This is a genomic window from Lysobacter daejeonensis GH1-9 (assembly GCF_000768355.1).
Classification (GTDB): domain Bacteria; phylum Pseudomonadota; class Gammaproteobacteria; order Xanthomonadales; family Xanthomonadaceae; genus Aerolutibacter; species Aerolutibacter daejeonensis.
The window spans coordinates 1-16,409 of the sequence record NZ_AVPU01000023.1 but is presented as its reverse complement, the minus strand read 5'-3'; the positions used below and the strand labels follow the sequence as shown (position 1 = coordinate 16,409).

At 65.5% G+C, this 16,409-nt stretch carries 20 protein-coding genes; 12 read left to right on the top strand and 8 right to left on the bottom strand.

Annotated features, from left to right (window positions below; genetic code table 11):
- The first annotated feature begins 109 nt into the window (after nucleotides 1-109).
- The gene (locus N800_RS11895) at nucleotides 110-1,162 is read left to right on the top strand and encodes an NAD(P)-dependent alcohol dehydrogenase (RefSeq protein WP_036138826.1); all 1,053 of its coding nucleotides are present in this window, start codon (nucleotides 110-112) and stop codon (nucleotides 1,160-1,162) included.
- A gap of 71 nt (nucleotides 1,163-1,233) precedes the next feature.
- Here N800_RS11895 and N800_RS11890 read toward each other — a convergent pair whose 3' ends face one another.
- From N800_RS11890 to N800_RS11875, 4 genes are all read right to left on the bottom strand, one after another.
- A complete protein-coding gene (locus N800_RS11890) occupies nucleotides 1,234-2,475 on the bottom strand; it encodes an MFS transporter (RefSeq protein ID WP_052108201.1) in 1,242 nt (413 codons plus the stop codon).
- A 601-nt stretch (nucleotides 2,476-3,076) separates the two neighbouring features.
- Nucleotides 3,077-4,048 carry an aspartyl protease family protein gene (locus N800_RS11885; protein WP_036138823.1) on the bottom strand — a complete coding sequence of 324 codons (972 nt, stop codon included), beginning with the start codon at nucleotides 4,046-4,048 and terminating at the stop codon, nucleotides 3,077-3,079.
- Between the two features lie 67 nt (nucleotides 4,049-4,115).
- The gene (locus tag N800_RS11880) at nucleotides 4,116-4,577 is read right to left on the bottom strand and encodes a DUF3617 domain-containing protein (protein ID WP_036138820.1); all 462 of its coding nucleotides are present in this window, start codon (nucleotides 4,575-4,577) and stop codon (nucleotides 4,116-4,118) included.
- Complete coding sequence (locus N800_RS11875) at nucleotides 4,574-5,077, bottom strand: YybH family protein (protein WP_198032539.1); 504 nt, start codon at nucleotides 5,075-5,077, stop codon at nucleotides 4,574-4,576. The genes N800_RS11880 and N800_RS11875 overlap by 4 nt, the downstream gene beginning before the upstream one ends.
- A gap of 220 nt (nucleotides 5,078-5,297) precedes the next feature.
- On the opposite strand from N800_RS11875, the gene N800_RS15415 reads away from it, so the two are divergent.
- From N800_RS15415 to N800_RS11835, 8 genes are all read left to right on the top strand, one after another.
- Nucleotides 5,298-6,422 (top strand): sensor histidine kinase, encoded by a 1,125-nt coding sequence (locus tag N800_RS15415; RefSeq protein ID WP_084087591.1) that lies wholly within the window; start codon nucleotides 5,298-5,300, stop codon nucleotides 6,420-6,422.
- Nucleotides 6,419-7,174 (top strand): LytR/AlgR family response regulator transcription factor, encoded by a 756-nt coding sequence (locus tag N800_RS11865; protein ID WP_036138816.1) that lies wholly within the window; start codon nucleotides 6,419-6,421, stop codon nucleotides 7,172-7,174. The genes N800_RS15415 and N800_RS11865 overlap by 4 nt, the downstream gene beginning before the upstream one ends.
- A 155-nt stretch (nucleotides 7,175-7,329) precedes the next feature.
- Entirely contained in the window at nucleotides 7,330-7,653 is a 324-nt protein-coding gene (locus N800_RS11860; RefSeq protein WP_036138813.1) for a BufA1 family periplasmic bufferin-type metallophore, read from the top strand.
- Nucleotides 7,654-7,682: 29 nt separating this feature from the next.
- A complete protein-coding gene (gene bufB / locus N800_RS11855; protein WP_036138810.1) occupies nucleotides 7,683-8,582 on the top strand; it encodes an MNIO family bufferin maturase in 900 nt (299 codons plus the stop codon).
- Nucleotides 8,579-9,388: an HvfC/BufC N-terminal domain-containing protein gene (locus tag N800_RS11850; protein WP_036138809.1), complete on the top strand. Its 810-nt coding sequence runs from the start codon at nucleotides 8,579-8,581 to the stop codon at nucleotides 9,386-9,388. The genes bufB and N800_RS11850 overlap by 4 nt, the downstream gene beginning before the upstream one ends.
- Nucleotides 9,385-9,936 carry a DoxX family protein gene (locus tag N800_RS11845; protein ID WP_084087589.1) on the top strand — a complete coding sequence of 184 codons (552 nt, stop codon included), beginning with the start codon at nucleotides 9,385-9,387 and terminating at the stop codon, nucleotides 9,934-9,936. Before N800_RS11850 ends, N800_RS11845 begins: the two co-directional genes overlap by 4 nt.
- A 24-nt stretch (nucleotides 9,937-9,960) precedes the next feature.
- Nucleotides 9,961-10,623: an RNA polymerase sigma factor gene (locus N800_RS11840; protein ID WP_052108198.1), complete on the top strand. Its 663-nt coding sequence runs from the start codon at nucleotides 9,961-9,963 to the stop codon at nucleotides 10,621-10,623.
- Complete coding sequence (locus N800_RS11835; protein WP_036138807.1) at nucleotides 10,616-11,278, top strand: NrsF family protein; 663 nt, start codon at nucleotides 10,616-10,618, stop codon at nucleotides 11,276-11,278. Before N800_RS11840 ends, N800_RS11835 begins: the two co-directional genes overlap by 8 nt.
- A 23-nt stretch (nucleotides 11,279-11,301) precedes the next feature.
- Here N800_RS11835 and N800_RS11830 read toward each other — a convergent pair whose 3' ends face one another.
- Nucleotides 11,302-11,799: a M48 family metallopeptidase gene (locus N800_RS11830; protein WP_036138805.1), complete on the bottom strand. Its 498-nt coding sequence runs from the start codon at nucleotides 11,797-11,799 to the stop codon at nucleotides 11,302-11,304.
- Between the two features lie 76 nt (nucleotides 11,800-11,875).
- On the opposite strand from N800_RS11830, the gene N800_RS11825 reads away from it, so the two are divergent.
- Nucleotides 11,876-12,430 carry a DUF2058 domain-containing protein gene (locus tag N800_RS11825; protein WP_036138803.1) on the top strand — a complete coding sequence of 185 codons (555 nt, stop codon included), beginning with the start codon at nucleotides 11,876-11,878 and terminating at the stop codon, nucleotides 12,428-12,430.
- A 79-nt stretch (nucleotides 12,431-12,509) separates the two neighbouring features.
- Here N800_RS11825 and N800_RS15685 read toward each other — a convergent pair whose 3' ends face one another.
- Nucleotides 12,510-13,511 (bottom strand): FecR domain-containing protein, encoded by a 1,002-nt coding sequence (locus N800_RS15685; protein WP_084087587.1) that lies wholly within the window; start codon nucleotides 13,509-13,511, stop codon nucleotides 12,510-12,512.
- Nucleotides 13,504-14,115 carry an RNA polymerase sigma factor gene (locus N800_RS11815; protein WP_084087585.1) on the bottom strand — a complete coding sequence of 204 codons (612 nt, stop codon included), beginning with the start codon at nucleotides 14,113-14,115 and terminating at the stop codon, nucleotides 13,504-13,506. Before N800_RS11815 ends, N800_RS15685 begins: the two co-directional genes overlap by 8 nt.
- A gap of 95 nt (nucleotides 14,116-14,210) precedes the next feature.
- On the opposite strand from N800_RS11815, the gene N800_RS11810 reads away from it, so the two are divergent.
- Both N800_RS11810 and N800_RS11805 read left to right on the top strand, forming a co-directional pair.
- Nucleotides 14,211-14,858 (top strand): dioxygenase family protein, encoded by a 648-nt coding sequence (locus tag N800_RS11810; protein WP_036138882.1) that lies wholly within the window; start codon nucleotides 14,211-14,213, stop codon nucleotides 14,856-14,858.
- Nucleotides 14,855-15,403, top strand: a complete 549-nt coding sequence (locus tag N800_RS11805) for a cytochrome b (protein ID WP_269635145.1) — start codon at nucleotides 14,855-14,857, stop codon at nucleotides 15,401-15,403. Before N800_RS11810 ends, N800_RS11805 begins: the two co-directional genes overlap by 4 nt.
- Nucleotides 15,404-15,610: 207 nt before the next feature.
- Here the strand turns inward: N800_RS11805 and N800_RS15680 are convergent, their stop codons facing one another.
- Nucleotides 15,611-16,114, bottom strand: a complete 504-nt coding sequence (locus N800_RS15680) for a MarR family winged helix-turn-helix transcriptional regulator (protein WP_084087580.1) — start codon at nucleotides 16,112-16,114, stop codon at nucleotides 15,611-15,613.
- Nucleotides 16,115-16,409 lie beyond the last annotated feature (295 nt).

The following is a 16,409-nucleotide window of genomic DNA, read 5'->3' as shown; positions in this document are numbered from 1 at the left end:
GACGTCCCGGGCCTTTTTCTGTTGTGAGGCTCCCATTCGGCGCTTGCAGGCAGCCACACGCACGAGGGCGGTCGCATAATCAACCGGCACACCCCCACCGGAGCAACGCATGACCACCAAGGCCTACGGCGCCCACGCTGCCGACAAACCGCTCGAAGCCCTCGACATCCAGCGCCGCGCCCCCGGCGCGCATGACGTGCAGATCGACATCGCCTACTGCGGCGTGTGCCACTCCGACCTGCACACGGTGCGTTCGGAATGGGGCGGCACGTTGTACCCCTGCGTCCCCGGCCACGAGATCGTGGGCCATGTCACCGCCGTCGGCAGCGACGTGGCCGGCTTCAAGGTCGGCGATACCGTCGGCGTGGGCTGCCTGGTCGACAGTTGCCAGCACTGCCACGCCTGCGACGACGGACTGGAGCAGTATTGCGAGAACGGCTTCACCGGCACCTACAACAGCGCCACCAAGGACGCGCCCGGCCACACGCTGGGTGGTTACTCGCAGCGCATCGTGGTCGATGAGAAGTTCGTGCTGCGCATCCGCCACCCCGAGTCGCAACTCGCCGCCGTCGCGCCGCTGCTGTGCGCCGGCATCACCACCTGGTCGCCGTTGCGGCATTGGAACGCGGGCCCGGGCAAGAAGGTCGGCATCGTCGGCATCGGCGGGCTGGGCCACATGGGCATCAAGCTGGCGCACGCGATGGGCGCGCACGTGGTCGCGTTCACCACCAGCGAGAGCAAGCGCCAGGACGCGCTTGACCTGGGTGCGGACGAAGTGGTGGTGTCGCGCAACGCCGACGAGATGAAGGCACATACCGGCAGCTTCGGCTTCATCCTCAACACCGTGGCCGCCAGCCATGACCTGGATGCGTTTACCCGCCTGCTCAAGCGCGACGGCACGCTGTGCCTGGTCGGCGTACCGGAGCATGCGCACCCCAGCCCGAACGTAGCCGCGCTGATCTTCGGGCGCAAGGCGATCGCCGGCTCGCTGATCGGCGGCATCGCCGAGACGCAGGAGATGCTGGATTTCTGCGCCGAACACGGCATCGTGTCCGACATCGAGCTGATCCCGGTGCAGCAGATCGACTCTGCCTACGAGCGCATGGTCAAGAGCGACGTGAAGTACCGCTTCGTCATCGACAGCGCGACGCTGGCGGCGTAAGCCGCGAAGGCTGAGGATGCCGCCGGGGTTCTTCCCGGCGGCATCGTTGCAACCGGCGGCCGTGTGTCAGCTCAGGTCTCGCAGGCAGCCACCGCATCCAGGCCGCGGCGCGGCGCTTGCGCGGTACGCACGGCCCACGCGTAGATCAGCAGCCCGACCAACGCCATGGCCGCGCCGACCATGCCCGTGGACGTCCAACCGTAACCGGCGGTGATGGCCATCCCGCCCAACCACGGGCCGAGGGCGTTGGCGGTATTGAACGCCGCATGGTGCGAGGCGGCGGCCAGCGTCTGCGCGTCGCCGGCCACGTCCATCAGGTGCGACTGCAGGATCGGGCCGAGCGCACCCATCGTGCCGATGGCCACCGTCGCCAGCAGCAGCGTCGGCAGCCACTGCGCCAGCAGCGGGAAGAGAAGCAGCATCACCATCGCCCAACCCAACACCACGGGCACGCCGCGCAGGCGGAAGCGGTCGAACAGCCAGCCACCGGCAAAGTTGCCGAGAACGCCGCCCAGGCCGAAGCCGGCCAGGCCCAGCGGGATCCACGCCGCGGACGCGCCGGTCACCTGCAGCATGGTCGGCGCGAGGTAGCTGAAAACACAGAACATGCCGGCAAAACCGATCGCGCCGATGCCCAGTGCCTGCCACACCGGCGCGGTGTTGAAGGCGCGCAACTCCTCCAGCGGACGGGGCTTGGCGCCGTCCACGGACGCCGGCAACCAGATGGCCAGCAACACCGCGGTGAGGAATGCGATCAGCGCCACGGCCGCGAACACCCAGCGCCAGTCGACGAACTGGCCGGCCCACGTCGCCAGCGGGTTGCCGATAAGGATCGCCAGGGTCAGCCCCAGCATCACCAGACTGATGGCTCGACCGCGACGATGGGGCGGGCTGATCGCCACCGCGGTCAGCGCGGCGACACCGAAATACGCACCGTGCGGCAGGCCGGCAATGAAGCGGAACACCAGTAGGCTTTCGTACGTCGGCCCGAGCGCGCTGGCGAGATTGCCCAGCGCATAGAAACCCATCAACGCGAGCAACAAGGTCTTGCGCTTCCACCCGGCGCCGAGGATGGCGAGCAGGGGCGCACCGACCACCACGCCCAAGGCATAGGCACTGATGAGATGGCCGACCTGCGGCTCGGTGACACCCAGTGAGGCGACCATGTTGGGCATCAACCCCATGCCCGCGAACTCGCTGGTGCCTATGGCAAACCCGCCCAGCGTCAGCGCGAACAGGATCAGCGCCACCTGGCGCGCGGTGAGTGCCGGCACGGCGCCCAGCGATGAGGAAGGAGATTCGGAGAAGGCCATCGCCGCATTATGCTGCGGCGCAACACGACGATTCGCGACATCGGTGGAACAGCGGGCGCCATGGCTGCAACCGCCATGATCGGCAAGGCGGCCAGCGGCTGCGGACGGGACCTGCGGGGCACTGCCCGCCGGGACAGCAGGCGCCATGCCGCCTACTTCCCAAGACCTCTGGATCGACTCCGGCCGCGGCAGGTTGTTTGCCCGCCGTTGACTGCCGACCCCGGCGCCCGCTGTGGACCGGACGCCGATCGTGCTGTTCCACGATTCGCCGGGCTGCGTCGCGCTCTGGCGCGACTTCCTGCAACGGCTGGCCGACGACTTCGCCGACTGGAACCTGGACGATGCATTGCGCCAAGCGCATTGTCAGGCGCTGGTGCTGCACGGCAACCAGGACGAGTACGGCACGCCGAGCGCATCGGCGCACTGGTTGCGGGGCCGGCCACGATGCAGGCGCTGCCCGGCATCGGCCATGTGCCGCACCGCGAGTGCGGGGCGTGGGTGCTCGCAGGGGTGCGTGACTGGTTGGAAGAACGCGGCGTGTAGTCCATTCGCCGTGCACTTGCCGGGCAAGGGTTCGGCAACGGCTCAGGCTCGTGAAAGCCTAACGGCGAGCGATACCAAACCGCCGCGGCTCAAGGATGATGCGCTCGCGTGCATAGTCGAAGACGACGTTGAAGCGCGAAAGAAAGCGGGCACCGAGCCGACCGTCCTGCCCGGAGGCGATCACCTCGCGGCCGATGGCGTACTCAACCGGCGTGGTGGTGTCGGTACCGGCCAACCCAAGCCGCACCGGCGCACCCACCCGGTACCGCGCGCGCCCACCGACGAAGCAGGCTTCGCGCACGCGACCGTTGGACGGCATCCTCACGTCGGGACTCGAGCCCGGGAGCAACGTCATGTCGATGCCCGCGCCGCTGTCGACATGCAGGTGCGCGTGGAACGCGGCCGCGCCGTGCGGTGCCACCGTCGCATCGACGAACGGCTGCCGTCCTTCGATCCGCGCGGGCACCACCTGGCCACGGCCAGCGTAACGGAAGGCCTCTGGGTCATGCAGCGTGACCGTGCCGCGATCGCGATTCACCTCCACCGTGAAGCGGCGCAACAGGTCGTGTCCGATCACGCCATTGAACGGCAATGTTGACCGTTGACCCCTGCAGTCCAGGCTCGCGGCGGGAATCGCCAGTGCCGTCTGGTCGGCCAACACCACGCCGCCGAAGTCGATGGCCAAGCCGCTCTGCCTGGCGCCGACCGGTGCCGCCAGATTGTCCCCAGCACCCAGCCGGCGCACGCCGCGCATGTCCAACCCCAAGTGCGTGGTGCGCGCGTCGTTGATCAACGCCATCACCGATGCGCCCGTGTCGAGCACGAAATCGACCGGCGCATGGCCATTGACGCGCGCAGGCAGCAGCACCCACCCGTCGACATCCTTGTACGCCAAGGTGAGCGGCAAAGGCCTGGTCACGCGGACCGGTGTGCCATTGTTGGCCAGATACAGCCGAGCCAGCTCCACCTGGTTGCAGCCGGCGATCGGGAGCGAAAGGGCAAGCGCGATGGCGTAGATATGACGGCGCATGACGGGCACCTCAAGTGGGGGTAGCGTGGATGCCGCAGTCGCGGCACCCACCGGAGGGAGCAGCAACTCAGTCCTTGTCGCTGCCAGCCGGACACGTCGCCGCCACGCGGCGGCTGGACATGACCATGCGCACGCTGATAGGCGCGGTACCGGCAGAAGCCACCAGGGTCATGTGCATGTTCATTGCCATGGCGGTTGCCGAGTACGTGCCGGTCTGCTTGAGCGTTGAACGCACGCCGTCGTTGTTGCACGTTCCGGCAATGCTGAAGCGTCCACCGCCGATGCTCCGCTGCGTGAACTTGCAGCTTGCGTCCTGCACTGTCTCCGCCAGGCGTCGCTCGAGCGATTCCTGTTTGGCTTCCGCGGCGGTCAGGCACTCGCGGGTGGTCTCCACGCCGGGGCCGTCGTCCGGATAGCTGACCTTGGTTTCGTACAGGCCTGGCTGGAAGGTCACTTCGGCAAAGGCGTTGTGCGCTACGCACAACGCGGCCGCGCCCAGGATGGAGGTGATCATCGCGCGGGTGCTCATCGGGCAACCCCCGCCTGTTGCACGGCGGCCGCTTGCACCGGCGTTGCCATCCGCTGCGCGCGCACCACGCGCAACCGCCACGTGCTGCCTTCGCGCACGGCCAGGGTCTGGTTGTGGAAGTCGACCAGCACCTGCCGCTCGCCCTGCGCTCCGGCGCGCTCGATACGCGCATGCGCATCGACCAGCGCAAGGTCCGGGGTGATCATGTCGATGTGCTCAACCTGCGTCACGTGCCGGGCGCCCGCGGGACGACGGCCAATGGTCTCCTCGAAGTAGCGCTGTACGTCCGCTCGTCCCCGGACCAGCGGCCGGTTGTCCAGCCGCAGCGTGCCATCGTCGGCATAGAACGCCGACACCGCCGCCGGATCGCCGTGGTCCCAGGCCACGTCGAGTTCCGCCGCCAGTGTCAGCAGCTTGGCACGGTCGGCATCGGTGGGCGGGGCCGCACTGGCGGCGTGGGTAACCATGGCCATGGTGGCGGCCAGCAACAGCTTGCGCATCATCGTTCGCATCCTCAGGTGGGGCGGGTGGCCTCGCGGCCGTGCCGGTGGAGAGGATGCTAGGAGCGGCCACCGCCCGCTGCGAGCATGATTCGACCGATGCCCCCGGCTGCGCGATCAAGGCGCCACGTGTCGACGAAAGTCCGGATTGGCGGGACGAAATCCGGGCGAACGCGGCGCCGTTTCGCTAAGGTTCACCGGACGATGCGAGGAACTGGCGATGGGACGATTGAGCACGGACACGCGGCAGGCGGCCTGGCTTGGCTTCAGCGTGTGGACGCTGTCGTGCGTGCTGTTCGTCCTGCCGACCTACATCGGCGCGGGGCAGTTGCCCACGCGGTTCCTGGAGCACGTCGCCGTGCTTTACGTGGTCGGCATCGCGCTCACCACGCTGGTGCACCTCGCTGCCGTGCACGTCCGCCAACGCACCCTTGCCGTAAAGCTGGCGACGATGGTCGTTGCCGTCACGCTCGCCGCCGCGCTGCTCGGCGTGGCGGATTTCCTGGCCACATGGTGGCTGCGCCTGGCGGCACGCGAGGACCCCTTTGCCACGCTCGCGCGCACGATCAACAACGTGGTGGGGTTCGTCTGGCTCTACGGACTGATCGCCGCCATCCTCGTCATCATCCAGGCCAACCGCACCGTGCGCGAGCGCGAGCACGAACTGGCCGATGCGCGCGCGGCGGAGATCGAAGCACGTGCGCTGGCCGCCAAGGCTGAGGCGGCGGCGACCGCCGCGCGGCTGGCCGCGCTGCGCTACCAACTCAACCCGCACCTGCTGTTCAACGCGTTGAACGCCGCCTCGTCACTGGTGGTGACCCAGCGCAACGATCAAGCCGAGGCCCTGCTCGCCAAGCTCTCCGCCTTCCTGCGCACCACGCTGGTCACCGACCCGGCCAGCACGGTGGCCGTGGGCCAGGAACTGGCCACCATCGAAACCTACCTCGACATCGAGACCGTGCGCTTCGGCGATCGCCTGCACGTCATCCTCGACTGCCCACCCGAGTTGGAGGACACCCCGGTGCCCAGCTTCCTGCTGCAACCCCTGGTGGAGAACGCGGTGAAGTACGCGGTGGCTCCCACCCGCGACAAGGTGACGATACGCATCGCAGTCACACAGGACGACGACAACATCGCCATCACCGTGGAAGACGATGGCGACCCGACCAAGGCTGCCAGCGTGCGCAGCGGCACCGGCGTGGGCCTGACCAACATCCGCCAGCGGCTGGAGGTGCTGCACGGCGCACGCGGCACACTGCAGGCCACGCCCCTGCCCCGCGGTTACCGGGCCACCGTGCGCCTGCCGCTGGTGCAGGCCCACGCGCCCACCATGGTGCCCCGATGAGCCGCCTGCGCGTGCTGCTGGTGGACGACGAGCCGCTGGCGCTGGACCGCCTGATGGCGCTGTTCCGCCAGCTCCCCGATGTCGAAGTGGTGGGCACCGCCAGCGATGGCCAGCGAGCCAGCGAAGCCATCGCCGCGCTCCGCCCCGACCTGGTGATGCTCGACATCCAGATGCCGGAAAAATGCGGGCTGGCTGTTGCCGCCGACCTCAGTCATGGCGAGCGGCCGGAGATCGTATTCGTCACCGCCTTCGAGCAGTTCGCACCGGATGCCTTCGAGGTGGAAGCCACGGATTACCTGCTCAAGCCGGTGCGCTTCGACCGGCTGCGCCAGGCCGTAGAGCGGGCCAAGCGGCGCCGCATGCTGCACGAAGCCGTCGCGGCGAAACCCGCGCCCCGCGATGACGCGGCCGCGTATGACCAGGCCATCTGGGTGCAGGTGCGGAGCGGCCAGCAGCGCGTGCCGGTCGACGCCATCGACTGGATCGAGGCCGCCCGCGATTACGTGATGCTGCACACCGCCACCCGCAGCTACATCCACCGCACGACGATGAGCGCGCTACAGCGCCAATTGGACCCCGCCCAGCTGATGCGGGTGCACCGCTCCGCGTTTGTCAGGCTTGGTCTGGTGACCGCCCTCCAACGCGTGGGCAACGGCAGCGTCACCCTGACCCTAAGGGATGGAGCGACGGTACCGGTAGGCCCCCATTACCTGCAGTCGATTACGGATCGGCTGGGGCTGGCGAAAGCCTGAGGGTCGGTCGCAACAATGGATCGTGCAGGCAAGGCGACATCGCGGCGCCACACCCCGGCGACGTAACTTTCCATCGCCTGGAACGAATGCTTCCTGTGTGAGGGGTTCCCGGCCAATCGCCACCCCCCTCCATCACCAACACAGGAGATTCCCCAATGTCGAACCGTATCCATTCCGCCCTCCCCGCTTTTGCCCTCGCCGCCGCCCTGGGTTCGGCCTTGGCCATTGCCGCCGCACCGACCGTCGCTGCCGAAAAGGGGGCCGCCCAGGAGAAGTGCTTTGGCGTAGCGCTGGCTGGCAAGAACGATTGTGCCGCTGGTCCGGGTACGACCTGCGCGGGTACCGCCAAAACCGACCACCAGGCCAACGCATGGAAACACGTGCCCGCCGGCACCTGCACCCGCACGGCGTCGAAGACCTCGCCGACCGGTTTCGGCCAGTTGGCCGCGTTCAAGGCCAAGCCTGCCAAGGCTGACTGATCCAGATCGGGATTACCGGAGACGCCTCGGTGAACCTCCCCCTCAGGCACCCCGCCGCCCAGTGTTCTCCAGCCGATGCCGGCCTGCCCGCGCGGGCTGGCATCGGATTGAAGCCACAGCACTTCGACGACTTGCTGTCAGACCCCGCACCGCCTCTCTTCATTGAGGTGCATGCTGAAAACTACATGGGCGCTGGCGGCCCATCGCACGCCCACCTCCGCGCGCTGCGCGAACGCGTGGCGCTCTCCGTGCATGGAGTTGGCTTGTCCATTGGTGGACATGGCCCGCTGGACACCACCCACCTCGCCCGGCTGGCGACACTGCTTGCGCGCTATCAACCCGCAGCGTTCTCCGAGCACTTGGCGTGGTCAACCCACGACGGTCGATTCTTCAACGACCTCCTGCCTCTGCGCTATGACACGGCCAGTCTGGCCCGGATATGCACCCACATCGACCAGGTCCAGGACCAGTTGGGCCGACAACTGCTGCTGGAGAACCCAAGTACGTACCTGGAATTTGCAGGTAGCACCTACAGCGAAACGGATTTTCTGACGTCGATCGTGGCGCGCACGGGCTGTGGGCTGCTGCTGGACATCAACAATGTCCATGTGTCCTGCCACAACAACCGCCATGATCCCATAGCGTATATCGCAGCACTGCCGCTTGCGGCCGTGCGGGAAATCCACCTCGCCGGCCATGCGGAAGACGTCGACGCCACCGGCGACAGGCTCCTCATCGACGACCACGGCGCCCCGGTCGCCGAGGAGGTTTGGGAACTTTACCGGCACACCGTGGCGCAGACCGGAGCGGTCGCAACCTTGATCGAGTGGGACACGCGCGTACCGGCGTACAGCGATCTGCGTGATCAGGCGCGGCATGCCGACGCCATCCTCGACCAGGCCCTCACCCTAGCGAAGGTGGTGGCATGAACGGGGCCGCTGCCTTGCATCATGATTTCGCCGCTGCGCTTGCGGCCCCAACCATGAAGGTCCCCTCGGCGCTGATCGTCGGCAGCGCGCGCGAGGCCGAGCGCAGGTTCGCGGTGCATCGGAACACGTTTGTCGTCAGCCTGATCGATGCGCTGTCCGAGTCGTTTCCCGTGACCCGGGCGCTGGTCGGTGCGCAATTCTTCCGTGCGATGGCGCGCGAGCGCATCCTCGCCGACCCGCCGCGCTCGCCAGTCCTGACCGATTTCGCCGTCAGTTTTCCCGACTACATCTCCAGCTTCACCCCTGCTGCGGCCGTTCCCTATCTTGCCGACGTGGCCCGGATTGAAGCCATGCGCATTGCGGCGTATCACGCCGCTGACGCCGCCCCGCTGACGGAAACACGATTTCAGGAACTGCTGGCCGCGCCGCAACGACTCAGTGGTGCCCGGCTACGCCTGCACCCGGCCTGCCACTGGATCCGCTCGCGCTACGCCGTGCATTCCCTGTGGAGTGCCCACCAGGGCCTGACGGACATGGCCGAAGCTTCGCTCGCGAGCATCGATATCGAGTCTCCCGAGGACGTGCTGATCGCACGACCGGACCTCGCCCTGGTGACCCTGCCGATGCCTCCGGGCGCATCGACCTTCCTTGACGTGTTGCAAGGCAGCCAGTCGCTGGGCATTGCATGCCAACAGGCCAGCGACGCGGTTGCGCACGCGGACGTGCGTGCGCTGCTCGCGCTGCTGATCCAGAACAGGTTGGTCATCGATATCGATATCGATATTCCGCATGGAGAACTGGCATGAGCACCTTGGTCAAACCCGCTTCCGATCCACTGCGCGCTTCCGGCACGTCCCTTTGGGGGCTGCCAGGCAAAGTCATCACCAGCTTCAGCCGCGTCCCGCACAGTGCTATCGCGCTGCTGGCCCGGTTATCAGTGGCAACGACCTTCTGGCTATCCGGCCAGACCAAGATTGAAGGCCTGGTGCTGGATCCGGTTGGCCGCACCATTGAGCTGGGCATGCCTAGGATCTCCGAAGGCGCGCTGGAGCTGTTCCGCAGCGAGTACGCACTGCCGCTGATACCACCGCAGATCGCGGCCGTCGCTGCGGCGGCCGCCGAGCACGTGTTCCCACTGCTCTTGCTCATCGGCTTGGCCAGCCGTCTTTCCTCGCTGGCATTGCTGGCCATGACGCTGGTGATCCAGGTGTTCGTCTATCCCGCTGCGTTCGCGACCCATGGTCTGTGGGCCGTCTCGATGCTCTACGTCATTGCCCGCGGGCCGGGCGTGGTCTCACTGGACCACTGGATTGCCGGTCGCTACCGCGCGCGCACAGTGATACGGGGCGACTAGGCGATCCTGGGTGAGCAGCGCATCATGGCAGTCATTCTTCCCTTCCCCACGCCCGAGCCGGCCACGGCCATGCGCCAACCCAGCAAGCAAATGGCCCCGGACGCCCAAGGCCACATGCCGGAGCAGGCTGACGCCTGGGGGGCGCTGATGGCGCGCGCGCAGGACGGCGACAAGCTCGCCTATCACGCGCTGCTGCATGACATCACGCCCTACCTGCGCGCCGTCGCCCGCCGCTACCTGGGAAGGAGCGAGGACGCCGAGGACGCGGTGCAGGAGATCCTGATGGTGGTGCACGATATCCGGCACACCTATGAGCCTGGCCGCCCCTTCAAGCCTTGGCTGGGCACCATTGCGACGCGCCGTTGCATCGACCTGCTGCGGCGCCGCGCGCGGCGCGTCGAGCATGAGCTGGTTGATGGCGACGCCCTCGACCGGGTGCAGGATTCGTCAGCCGGACCGGAGGAAGCAACGGTTCGGTTGCAGAACGCGAAAACGGTCCGGGCCGCGGTCGCGGGCCTGTCCCCCCGGCAGCAGGAGGCCATTCGGCTGGTACACCTACGCGACATGTCGCTGGACGAAGCGGCGAAAGACAGCCGGCAGACCGTCGGCGCACTCAAGGTGGCCTGCCACCGAGCACTGAAATCATTGCAACACACGTTGGGAAAGGGAGCCGACCGCCATGGATGAGACCAACCAGCTCATCGACCAGTTGACGGCCCGCGTGCAACCGGTTCGTCGCCTGGCGTCACCGCTGCGCCGATGCCTGCTCTGGCTCGCGCTGGCGGCCGCGCTCGTGGCGATGATCACCCTGATGCATGGCGTGCGTCCTGGATGGGCGTCGGAGTTGTCCGCGGGGCCAGCGTTCATGGAGTGGACCTCCGGCCTGCTCACCGGCGTGCTCGCAGCGTATGCCGTGTTCCAGATCAGCGTTCCCGGGCGCTCCCGGGCATGGGCGTATTTGCCCGTGCCCGCCCTGGTGGCCTGGCTGAGTGGGATGAGCTGGGGCTGCATGCGCGACTACGCGCGGCTGGGCGGTGACGCCTTCCTGGTCGAACTGGCCAGCTCGGAATGCGCCCTCGCCATCGCCATGACCAGCGTTCCGCTGGGTTTGCTGATGCTGCTGATGGTGCGCCATGCCGGCGTCGTGCGTCCGGGGCCCACCGCCATGCTGGCCGGGCTGAGCGCGGCGGCCCTATCCGCCACAGGGGTCAGCCTGTACCACGGTGGCGAGAGCGCGCTGATGGTGCTGGTCTGGCACGGCGGTGCGGTGATTGCCTTGTCTCTGGCCAGCCTGATGTTCGGCAGGCCACTGTTTGCGTGGATCGGGCACGCCAAGCGCTGAGCCCCTGCCTCGGTCGCCCATCCTCAGTCCGCGCCGACTTCTAGCTGGGTCAGGTACAGGCGCAGGTCGAACTCCAGCTGGTGGTAGTCCGGCGCCATGTGCGTGCACAGCTGGTAGAACGCCTTGTTGTGCTCGGCTTCCTTCAGGTGCGCGAGCTCGTGCACCACGATCATCTTCAGGAACTCCGCCGGCGCATCGCGGAACACGCTGGCGATGCGGATCTCGCGGCTGGCCTTGAGCTTGCCGCCATGCACCCGCGAAATGGCCGTGTGGGTGCCGAGCGCATGCTTCATCACCTGCAATTTGCCGTCGTAGAGCACCTTGCCCAGCGGCACCGACTTGCGCAGGTGCCGGTCCTTCAGCGCCTGGACGTAGTCGTACAGCTGGCCGTCGTTGCGCACCGCATGGACCTGGCCGTACTTGTTGGCCAGCATCGGGCCCAGGCGATCCTGCGCAATCAGCGCGTGCACCTTTTCCAGGATGTGCGGTGGGTAGCCGACGAGGTATTTCAGGGGCTGCATGGGCAGGCGGGACTGAGGGCGGCCAATGGGGACGGCAGGTATCATGGGCCGGAAACCCTGAACAAGACACTGCGACATGGCAAAGGCGAATCCGCTACAGGAACAGCTGCTCAAGGCGGGCCTGGTCAAGAAGTCCAAGGTGGCCGAGGTGGCGCGCGAGCAGAACAAGGCCCGGCATGCCAAGGGGCCGGCCGCGCCGAACGAGATCCAGCTGGAAGCCGAGCGGGCGCGGGCCGAGAAGGCCGAGCGCGACCGCGCGCTGGAGGCGGAGCGCAAGGCCCAGGCAAGGACCAATGAGCTGCGCGCCCAGGCGCGGCAGATCATCGAAGACCGGAAGGTGCCGCGGACGGGTGAGAGCGAATACCGCTTCACGGCCGATGGGGCGATCCGCACGCTGCTGGTCAACGACGACCTGCGCAAGCAATTGGCGTCGGGCGCGCTGGTGATCGTGCGCCTGGGCGAGCGGTACGAGTTGCTGCCGCGTGTCGCGGCCGAGAAGGTGCGGGAACGCGATGCCGGCATGATCGTTCTTGACCATGGGCAGGAGGCGGGCACCGAGCAGGCTTCCACAACCTCCGAGGACGATGCCTATTACGCGCAGTTCCAAGTTCCCGATGACTTGATTTGGTGAGCGCATGAGCCGGGTTGGGACTTGCCCAGGCAAGCGGACCCATCCCTGAGGCCGCTTCCGCCGTCGTCCACAGCCAGCTTTACGGCAATACATCCACCCAGTTCGCCAGCCAGCGCTTAGGCTGACGCGGCAGTCGCTCCCACCACGCGTTCATCGCAGACGTATCTCCATCTTCCCAAGCCTTGCGATGACCCGGAGCGTCACTTTTAACGCGCAACGCCTTGGCCAAGCGAGGATAGATATCGGTTCTGGCAAGCAGGGGGCGGCGTGTGAGGAGGCTGAGCAACGTAAGACTATCTTGGTCACGAGCAGTCTTCGCCACCATCGCAGCCAGTGCTTCCACTCTTGCCGTATTCTCACCAGCCTGCGCATCCAATGCCTGCACAGCCTGCGCGAAAGCGGGGGACGCATCTACGCGTAGTGGGGTGCCGGCCATCGTTCGATCGAATGAGACTGCATAGCCTTCGGCGACTAGGATCTCATCTTCACCAGCCTGATAGCTGATCCAGCCACTGAGTACTTGAACCCGTCCAGTGCCGCCAGGTTGCTTCCAGACTTCGAAGTCACAACCCAGATCCACGATCTCAGCAGAACCCGTCTCAACACCGAAGTATCCAGGCGGTGCCCAGATTCGGGCACGCATGTGGCCACTGTCCAGCCGGACGCGATGATTCCCGGTTCCCGTCTGCTCAAGACGCAGGCTTGATCCCGGAGAGAGCGAGATGTTGCCGATGCGAGCGACGGATATCTTGGCGGTCTGGTCTGGCTCGGTGACGATCTGCTCACCTGGATGCAATCGCGTGCTGCTGGTCACTGTTGCGGCGGTCTTGGTGACTTGCCAGCCCGCATCGTTCTGCCAGCGCAATCGGTACTGGAAACCACCTGCCAATATCATAAGAACCACACTTGCTGCCATTGCCAAACGCAAGCCGCGCAGGTGACGTGGCTTTCGTTCACGAATGGGGGGCATCGCGACTCCGCGAACTCGAACTCCAAGGGGCGAGAGCAGCTGCTCTATACGGATCAGATCTTCATCGGCCTTCGCGTTTGGGTTCCAGAGGGGGTCGTCGATGTCATTCATGGGAGGTCTCCGTTGGCTGGGATGGCAAGCCGAGGATCTGGCGTAGTCGCGCCATACCGCGATGCAGATTCACCCGCACGGACTGATGGGTCATTCCCGTCGCGGCGGCGATCTCCGGCCCGCTCATGCCTTCGGCAAGCCGCATCATCAAGGTGTTCCGGTAGGCCTCAGGCAATGTCGCGACCGCAGAGAGGACGCGATTTGCGTCGATGACCTGTTCGGGTGATGCATTGAGGCTGGCAAGGTCGTCAATGTCACTCTCCGTTCGCCTGCGAAGCTCTGCAGCCGGCTTGATGCGTCGGGCAATCACGGCGATCCAGGGACCGAACTTTGCGGGATCGTTGAGTTGCTCGAGCCGCTGATGCGCGGTGATGAAGCACTCCTGAGTCAGGTCGTCCGCGATGACGGGCTGGAAGCGACCGAGCAGGATGGCGTGCACTAGCGGGGAAAATCGCTCATACAGGTTGGCGAAGGCCGAATGCGAGCCTAGCCGGGCCTGGTGGACCCACTTCGCAATGTCGTCTTCCGGCGCAGCTGCGCAAGTTGCATCTGGCATCTCGGGATTCAGGTTGCTTCTCCAACGCTTAAGAGTCCACCAGCCCATGAAGTGTTATCCAGGAGTAGCACAGGGGTTGGCTCGCTAACAGACCGATGGGCGCATAACTCCTTATGGGGTACTCCTTCCAATGGACGCTCCCCATGCAACGACGCAACATCATCCTGACGTTGATCATTCTCCCGATCCTGGCTGCGGCAGGCGCCGACCGCACCATGAACGAACCGATCGTCGGTCTTCCCTGCGAAGGATGCGAAGCGGTCTTTGTCGGGACTCCGAAAGTCCTCTCCAGCCGAAGTCGCATTGCTCCGGCGGATGAACCGGGCGAGCCAATGCACCTCACAGGGGGAGTGGTCGACCGGAAGGGCGCCCCCAAAGCTGGGGTCATTGTCTATGCCTACCAAACCAATGCTCAGGGAATCTACCCGATGGCCAACCCTTCGCTTCCAGGTTGGGCGGGCCGTCATGGCCGCCTGCGTGCATGGGCTCGAACGGACGCGCAGGGACGTTACAGCTTCGACACCATCCGTCCCGGCAGCTATCCGGAAGGCGGCATTCCACAGCACATCCATCTGCACATCATCGAACCGGGGCGAGCGACGTATTACATCGACGATGTCATGTTCACGGACGATCCGCTTCTGACGCCACGCAGCAAGGAGGCATTGGTGACGGGGCGCGGGGGGGCCGGCGTTGTCACTCCTGCGCGCCGCGATGGGGTGTGGTGGGTGCAACGTGACATTGTCCTTGGCCATGCAATACCGGGCTATCCATCGGATCACGTGTTGTGAGTCGCAGTCACCCTGACGGGCGCTACCGCCTTCCGGCGCGCGTGATGCATTGGCTTGTTGCATTGGCCATCCCGGTCCAACTCGGATTGGGATGGGTTGCTGAGCTATCCGACTCGCAAGCCGAAAGCATGCGAATGATTCTGCTGCACTATCAGTTCGGCGTCGTCATTGCAGCGCTGATGGTGCTGCGTCTCAGTTGGCGTTTACTGTTCGGTGTGCCCGACGCGTCTACCGACCAACCCTCTTGGCAACGACGATTTGCCGCAATGGTTCACTGGTTGATGTACGGCTTGTTGTTTGCATTGCCGATCAGCGGTTACGTCATCTGGGTCTGGATGGACGTATCAATGGACGTGTTCGGTGTGCTCAGCCTGCCGCGTCTGCTCACACCACCAGAGGACGATGAGTCTGGTCGCGCGCTCGCATGGTACGTGCACTACTGGGCCGGGTGGACACTTGTGTTGTTGGCTCTGCTGCACGTGTCTGCGGCGATGTGGCACCAGTGGATACGTCGAGACGGCTTGATTCGAGATCGCATGGTCTGAGTTGTGTTGCCATCTGTTCTGACGGCATGCAACGACGCTGGGTTCGTTCATAGCGGGCGTTCTATTCCACCGACTGTCCGCTTCGGGTCGCGAGCGGCCCTGCCCTACCCCCGATAGATCGTCCTAATCCCCTATCCCACTGATGGCCGCTCTCGGCCAGAAGCAGCCGCTCATGATCGGCCTGAGGCGTTCGCTCGGAGGCTTGCGCTAGTCTGCCCCCATGAACAATCTCGCACGGTCGCAGACTGATCGCTTTTCGAGCGCGCGTTCCAATCGATCAAGCATTTTCACGACCCCTCCCGCTTCTCGATCCAGCGCTTCGGCAGACGCCGATAAAGCCGCCCATGCAGGCCTCAAGCGGTTCACGAGGGTTCGCCCTTTCCTTGAAAGACGGAGCATTCTGCGACGGGCGTCTTCCGGATCCGCCGTTGTTTCGACCAATCCGGCTTTATGCAATGAGTCACGTGTCTGGCTCACCGAAACATGACTTATGCCCAACGCCGCGGATAGCTCCCCCACCGTGAGCGAATCGAATTGATCCAGCAGGTTCAGTGTGCCGTACCAACGTTGTTCGAACTCCACACCCAGTTCCGCATAGAACTGCGCGGCTTCTCGATCGATCCGTTCTGAGAGACGCCGAAGCCTCGCGCCTAAAGCGGCGCCACCTGCGCGCGATGTGTAGTTGCTCAGATCCGTTTTGGCATCGATCATTGGTTTGACAATATATGTAGGCGCCTACATAATAATAGGGAAGGACCTACCGCGCAACTCGATGGCAGGTCACTATCTCGTATTCAAGCTGATCCGCTTCTTCCTTCTTTTGCGCAAAGCCGTTGCCCACCGCACAAAGGGCCAAGTACGTGACCGATCCCGATACCCTCGATGCTTTCCCGATGCAACGGCGCAGGCTGATGGGCGCCGGGCTCGCAGCCCTTGCCCTGCCCGCCATGGGCAAGAGCAGAAGTGGCCATGCCACAACGCCCGATGCATTCGATACGTTCGTCGC

Bases quoted from the DNA above. Each gene is read 5' to 3' on its own strand.
- N800_RS11865 (WP_036138816.1), top strand. From the start codon at position 6,419: ATGAGCCGCCTGCGCGTGCTGCTGGTGGACGACGAGCCGCTGGCGCTG.
- N800_RS11815 (WP_084087585.1), bottom strand. From the start codon at position 14,115: ATGGGCTGGTGGACTCTTAAGCGTTGGAGAAGCAACCTGAATCCCGAG.
- N800_RS11845 (WP_084087589.1), top strand. From the start codon at position 9,385: ATGAGCACCTTGGTCAAACCCGCTTCCGATCCACTGCGCGCTTCCGGC.
- N800_RS11880 (WP_036138820.1), bottom strand. From the start codon at position 4,577: ATGAGCACCCGCGCGATGATCACCTCCATCCTGGGCGCGGCCGCGTTG.
- N800_RS11835 (WP_036138807.1), top strand. From the start codon at position 10,616: ATGGATGAGACCAACCAGCTCATCGACCAGTTGACGGCCCGCGTGCAA.
- N800_RS11895 (WP_036138826.1), top strand. From the start codon at position 110: ATGACCACCAAGGCCTACGGCGCCCACGCTGCCGACAAACCGCTCGAA.
- N800_RS15680 (WP_084087580.1), bottom strand. From the start codon at position 16,114: ATGATCGATGCCAAAACGGATCTGAGCAACTACACATCGCGCGCAGGT.
- N800_RS11825 (WP_036138803.1), top strand. From the start codon at position 11,876: ATGGCAAAGGCGAATCCGCTACAGGAACAGCTGCTCAAGGCGGGCCTG.
- N800_RS11810 (WP_036138882.1), top strand. From the start codon at position 14,211: ATGCAACGACGCAACATCATCCTGACGTTGATCATTCTCCCGATCCTG.
- N800_RS11890 (WP_052108201.1), bottom strand. From the start codon at position 2,475: ATGGCCTTCTCCGAATCTCCTTCCTCATCGCTGGGCGCCGTGCCGGCA.
- N800_RS11830 (WP_036138805.1), bottom strand. From the start codon at position 11,799: ATGCAGCCCCTGAAATACCTCGTCGGCTACCCACCGCACATCCTGGAA.
- N800_RS11850 (WP_036138809.1), top strand. From the start codon at position 8,579: ATGAACGGGGCCGCTGCCTTGCATCATGATTTCGCCGCTGCGCTTGCG.
- N800_RS15685 (WP_084087587.1), bottom strand. From the start codon at position 13,511: ATGAATGACATCGACGACCCCCTCTGGAACCCAAACGCGAAGGCCGAT.
- N800_RS11860 (WP_036138813.1), top strand. From the start codon at position 7,330: ATGTCGAACCGTATCCATTCCGCCCTCCCCGCTTTTGCCCTCGCCGCC.
- N800_RS11875 (WP_198032539.1), bottom strand. From the start codon at position 5,077: ATGCGCAAGCTGTTGCTGGCCGCCACCATGGCCATGGTTACCCACGCC.
- N800_RS11885 (WP_036138823.1), bottom strand. From the start codon at position 4,048: ATGCGCCGTCATATCTACGCCATCGCGCTTGCCCTTTCGCTCCCGATC.
- N800_RS15415 (WP_084087591.1), top strand. From the start codon at position 5,298: ATGGGACGATTGAGCACGGACACGCGGCAGGCGGCCTGGCTTGGCTTC.
- N800_RS11840 (WP_052108198.1), top strand. From the start codon at position 9,961: ATGGCAGTCATTCTTCCCTTCCCCACGCCCGAGCCGGCCACGGCCATG.